At 44.2% G+C, this 4,397-nt stretch carries 2 protein-coding genes, 17 tRNA genes and 1 rRNA gene; all 20 read right to left on the bottom strand.

Going from position 1 to position 4,397, the window contains the following annotated elements:
• Nucleotides 1-1,231: 1,231 nt before the first annotated feature.
• A complete protein-coding gene (locus tag ASG81_RS13115) occupies nt 1,232-1,624 on the bottom strand; it encodes a type II toxin-antitoxin system VapC family toxin (RefSeq protein WP_056634551.1) in 393 nt (130 codons plus the stop codon).
• Entirely contained in the window at nt 1,621-1,851 is a 231-nt protein-coding gene (locus ASG81_RS13110; protein WP_235548856.1) for a hypothetical protein, read from the bottom strand. Before ASG81_RS13110 ends, ASG81_RS13115 begins: the two co-directional genes overlap by 4 nt.
• A 721-nt stretch (nt 1,852-2,572) precedes the next feature.
• A tRNA-Pro gene (locus tag ASG81_RS13105) sits at nt 2,573-2,646 on the bottom strand.
• A 7-nt stretch (nt 2,647-2,653) separates the two neighbouring features.
• A tRNA-Arg gene (locus ASG81_RS13100) sits at nt 2,654-2,730 on the bottom strand.
• A gap of 6 nt (nt 2,731-2,736) precedes the next feature.
• Nucleotides 2,737-2,811: transfer RNA gene (locus ASG81_RS13095), tRNA-Gly, on the bottom strand.
• Between the two features lie 3 nt (nt 2,812-2,814).
• Nucleotides 2,815-2,901: transfer RNA gene (locus tag ASG81_RS13090), tRNA-Leu, on the bottom strand.
• Between the two features lie 16 nt (nt 2,902-2,917).
• Nucleotides 2,918-2,990: transfer RNA gene (locus tag ASG81_RS13085), tRNA-Lys, on the bottom strand.
• 78 nt (nt 2,991-3,068) lie between these two features.
• Nucleotides 3,069-3,144 (bottom strand) — tRNA-His (locus tag ASG81_RS13080).
• A gap of 17 nt (nt 3,145-3,161) precedes the next feature.
• Nucleotides 3,162-3,235 (bottom strand) — tRNA-Trp (locus ASG81_RS13075).
• Between the two features lie 31 nt (nt 3,236-3,266).
• Nucleotides 3,267-3,342, bottom strand: a tRNA-Thr gene (locus ASG81_RS13070).
• Between the two features lie 32 nt (nt 3,343-3,374).
• Nucleotides 3,375-3,450, bottom strand: a tRNA-Phe gene (locus ASG81_RS13065).
• A 14-nt stretch (nt 3,451-3,464) separates the two neighbouring features.
• A tRNA-Asp gene (locus ASG81_RS13060) sits at nt 3,465-3,541 on the bottom strand.
• A gap of 34 nt (nt 3,542-3,575) precedes the next feature.
• Nucleotides 3,576-3,652: transfer RNA gene (locus ASG81_RS13055), tRNA-Met, on the bottom strand.
• A 22-nt stretch (nt 3,653-3,674) separates the two neighbouring features.
• A tRNA-Val gene (locus tag ASG81_RS13050) sits at nt 3,675-3,750 on the bottom strand.
• A gap of 4 nt (nt 3,751-3,754) precedes the next feature.
• Nucleotides 3,755-3,829: transfer RNA gene (locus ASG81_RS13045), tRNA-Glu, on the bottom strand.
• Between the two features lie 4 nt (nt 3,830-3,833).
• Nucleotides 3,834-3,924 (bottom strand) — tRNA-Ser (locus ASG81_RS13040).
• A gap of 3 nt (nt 3,925-3,927) precedes the next feature.
• A tRNA-Asn gene (locus ASG81_RS13035) sits at nt 3,928-4,003 on the bottom strand.
• A gap of 15 nt (nt 4,004-4,018) precedes the next feature.
• Nucleotides 4,019-4,094: transfer RNA gene (locus ASG81_RS13030), tRNA-Ala, on the bottom strand.
• Between the two features lie 13 nt (nt 4,095-4,107).
• Nucleotides 4,108-4,184: transfer RNA gene (locus tag ASG81_RS13025), tRNA-Ile, on the bottom strand.
• 127 nt (nt 4,185-4,311) lie between these two features.
• A 23S ribosomal RNA gene (locus ASG81_RS13020) occupies nt 4,312-4,397 on the bottom strand; the annotation flags it as partial.

Below are 4,397 nucleotides of genomic sequence, written 5' to 3'. Positions count from 1 at the left end.
AACTCCACTCGTCCAAAGTCCAATCATCCACTAATTTTTCAATAAGCAAAGTATCATTCCATGTTCCCCAAGGTGAAAATTTTTTTTGTTCTTCGCTTATTAAAACTTGCCAATGGAACAGAGAATCGATCGTTTAAATAGTGAACTGATCAAACACCGAATAAAACGGCAGCTTGAACATGAAGCACTGGAACAATGGACCGCGAAGCCTGAGGTCGAAAAGATGAAAAAGGCCCCGGTTGGTTCCGTAAAGAGGAGGATACTGCTGCGCGTGACCGGTTTGTCCTTCTGTAATAACGGACCGCCTGTATCCACTCTTTTACGATCTAGCGCCATTTGCTGCTCTTTAGTAAAGGTGACTCGTAGTTTGGATAGTCCCGTATGCAATTTAATAAAAAAAGCTCCAAAAGGAGCCCTATCATTATTCTTCTAGTTCGCCAAGTTTTAATACCATGTTGAAAAGCTCACCATTTCCTCGTTGCCTCGAACTAACTTTAAAGCCATATTTCTCATAAAATGAAAGAGCGCTTGGCAATGCTTCGATTGTGATGAAGTTACATCCGCTATTTTTTGCTATATCCTCTGTAAGATCCACAACTTCACCAAGTAAATACTCTCCATACCGATGAAATTCACGATCCCGATGAGGCTTACCTGAGGGCCTCTTATGGATTGAATGAAGAACAGTGAGGTAGACAAGAATTATGTAAGGCAACGATGATAAGGTTTTTCGGATTAAATACAATACGAACCCAATGAGCGACGGGTGAAAGACATGATAGCGTCAGTCAAAACTATATTGATTTTTGCTGAAAATAAAAAAAGGGTGTCGTTTAAATGACCCCCTAGGCTTTCTTATTGATTATATTTAGGTACTTATTGTCTCCCGTATTTACCCAGAGAAGANAGCTGAAAATAAAAAAAGGGTGTCGTTTAAATGACCCCCTAGGCTTTCTTATTGATTATATTTAGGTACTTATTGTCTCCCGTATTTACCCAGAGAAGAAAATTTTGACGGTTATGAATGATTGCTGTTTTTATTTTCTCCACGATCATCTTCTTTTGTACGATGTTATTCACTAAAGCTAGCCATTTCCTCGTTGCCTCGAGCTAACTTCAAAGCCATATTTCTTATAAAATGAAAAAGCGCTTGGCAATGCTTGTTAGCGATCTCGATCCGATGTAAATTACCATAACAAAAATCCCGCACTCCAATAGCAAGAGGCGGGAATTAGATGTTTATCACATTTATATTCAGCTCTTCATTCACGAATTTCATATCGTGGTCTCTTGAAACAAGGCATAAGTTTTCATTCACAGCCGAAGCAATAATAAGAGCGTCGGGTGTTTTTAGTTTCCGTCCTTTCTCCCTTTGAGTCCTTCGTAATGATCCGGCTGTTTTAGCAATTTCTGATGAAACTTCAATGACCCGCCCATTCCCAAATAAATTTGCTGCTCGTAAATGTTCGTCATCCTTTAGCCCTGACAAAACCTCACACTCTGTTATGACCGAGAAATACATCTTCATGCGGTCACGTGAAGCCTGTTGAATAAACTCGATCACACGAGATTCGTTACTCAATATTGCAATGGCTATGTTCGAATCCAACAAGTATCCCTTCATCGATCCCATTCCTCACGAGCACTATTCACATCACTCATTAACTCATTTGCCCGTTCTTGCGACAATGTTCCTGCAGCCTCCAACAGATCTTCAATACCCATTTCATCTTCTTGTATTTCAAGCGTTTCATTTTGAAGATCAATCAGGACCTTCTGGTTACTGACATTTAGCTTTTTCAAAATACTTTTTAACTGGATGACTGTCTCATGGTCCATTTTTTTGGCCATAACCACCATCACTCCCTACCCGTTCTTCATCTCAGTATACCATATCTAATACAATGCAAAAAGAAACCTGAGCAAAGGCTTCTTTTTTATTTCCTTTGTAGACCGAGAAATAAATTTATAAATGCTGGCGAGGTCTTATTCGCCTTGGCAGGCATCCTTAACCAATTAAGTAGGGTTATGAATACCCTTTAATATAGACGGCTTTTCCAATGAGTCGCAAAGCGACGCTTAAATATATCCGGATTAATTCGGATCAACTATCCTTAAGGCTCCTTTTCTAGGGGCCTTTCCTTTTTCCTCCGTCGCGCATTGTAACACATTAATAATTAATGTACTAAATACTTTAGATCGGAGAGATTTTTGGAGATGCTTGCTGCCTAAATAGCCGGAGTTGATATTAGATTAAATTCCCGGTTTTATAAAGTATTACATTAATGTGTCAAAGTATAAAAGTATAAACGACAACCATCTATAAATGATACGTTCTGCTTGCATCGATGAAAGTAGCGAACCGTTTAATAGTCGTTGAGGTACCGTCCCCATTAAATCTAAACAAGGTAACGAAATCGTTTAAGGCGTCGATGTTTGCTGCATACCTAGCGTGTTAAAGCGTTGAAGTAATGGGGAGAAAAGTTGTAAGCAATCGCTCCACTGTACTATTATATACCTTAAAAACATAAAGAGCCCTTTAACCAAATTGGTTAAAGGGCTCTTTATTAAATCGGGATGACACGATTCGAACATGCGACCCCCTGGTCCCAAACCAGGTGCTCTACCAAGCTGAGCTACATCCCGTAATAAATGGCGTGCCCTAAGAGATTCGAACTCCTGACCTTTTGATTCGTAGTCAAACGCTCTATCCAGCTGAGCTAAGGGCACATATTATGGAGCGGAAGACGGGAATCGAACCCGCGACCCTCGCCTTGGCAAGGCGATGCTCTACCGCTGAGCCACTTCCGCTAATGGTGCGGTCAAGAGGACTCGAACCTCCACGGCTGTTACACCACTAGAACCTGAATCTAGCGCGTCTGCCAATTCCGCCATGACCGCATTTAAAAACTAAAAGTGAGCCATGTAGGACTTGAACCTACGACACCCTGATTAAAAGTCAGGTGCTCTACCAACTGAGCTAATGGCTCGTAACAATGGCTGGGGAACAAGGTTTGAATACCGCTTGGCTAATCCCCAACAATCAATTAAAACTTAGATAATATTTATGGGGCGATCGAGGGGAATTGAACCCCCGAATGTCGGATCCACAAACCGATGCGTTAACCACTTCGCCACGACCGCCATCTTCAATATTTTATTGGCAGGGGCAGCAGGAATTGAACCCACACCAAAGGTTTTGGAGACCTTTGTTCTACCTTTAAACTATGCCCCTAAGGTAAACGCCACTTCACTAATCCTCCATGTGGTGCCGTCGAGAGGACTTGAACCCCCAACCTACTGATTACAAGTCAGTTGCTCTACCAGTTGAGCTACAACGGCATATTCACTTTTTATTGCTCACACTGCTAAAATGGTGGCTCGGGACGGAATCGAACCGCCGACACGAGGATTTTCAGTCCTCTGCTCTACCGACTGAGCTACCGAGCCTGATGTTGTTTGAATGGCGGAGCTGACGGGATTCGAACCCGCGGTCTCCTGCGTGACAGGCAGGCATGTTAGGCCTCTACACCACAGCTCCACATTATATCTAGCCGGATGTCTCCGATGGTAATTGGTTGCGGGGGCAGGATTTGAACCTGCGGCCTTCGGGTTATGAGCCCGACGAGCTACCGGGCTGCTCCACCCCGCGTCATTCAGAACATATATCGTTATGGTGGAGGCTGACGGGATCGAACCGCCGACCCTCTGCTTGTAAGGCAGATGCTCTCCCAGCTGAGCTAAGCCTCCATATTGGTGACCCGTAGGGGATTCGAACCCCTGTTACCTCCGTGAAAGGGAGGTGTCTTAACCCCTTGACCAACGGGCCTTACTGGCAGAGAGGAAGGGATTCGAACCCTCGATACGCGATTAACGTATACACGATTTCCAATCGTGCTCCTTCGACCACTCGGACACCTCTCTGTATGGCTCCCCGAACAGGACTCGAACCTGTGACAACTCGATTAACAGTCGAGTGCTCTACCAACTGAGCTATCAGGGAATAGTAATGATTTATTGGTGGAGCCAAGCGGGATCGAACCGCTGACCTCCTGCTTGCAAGGCAGGCGCTCTCCCAGCTGAGCTATGGCCCCTTACTGAAATGAATGGTTGGCCTTAGTGGACTCGAACCACCGACCTCACCCTTATCAGGGGTGCGCTCTAACCAGCTGAGCTAAAGGCCAATAAAAAACCCACATCACTGTGGGTGTTTCTTGACGCATTTGCGCCCTGAAAACTGGATACGAAAGTTAGGTTTGCTGAACCTTTTTAGCTGTTGTCTGCCGGATGTATGAGTCCTGGCAAACGTTTTAGGATAAGCCCTCGACCGATTAGTATTCGTCAGCTCCACACATTGCTGTGCTTCCACCCCGAACCTATCAACCTCGTCGTCTTCA

The sequence above is a fragment of the Paenibacillus sp. Soil522 genome (assembly GCF_001428245.1).
Classification (GTDB): domain Bacteria; phylum Bacillota; class Bacilli; order Paenibacillales; family Paenibacillaceae; genus Pristimantibacillus.
The sequence above is the reverse complement of the archived record's forward strand: the minus strand, read 5'-3'. Positions and strand labels throughout refer to the sequence as shown.

Excerpts from the sequence above, each read along its gene's own strand:
- ASG81_RS13115 (WP_056634551.1), bottom strand. The coding sequence starts at position 1,624 with ATGAAGGGATACTTGTTGGATTCGAACATAGCCATTGCAATATTGAGT.
- ASG81_RS13110 (WP_235548856.1), bottom strand. The coding sequence starts at position 1,851 with ATGGCCAAAAAAATGGACCATGAGACAGTCATCCAGTTAAAAAGTATT.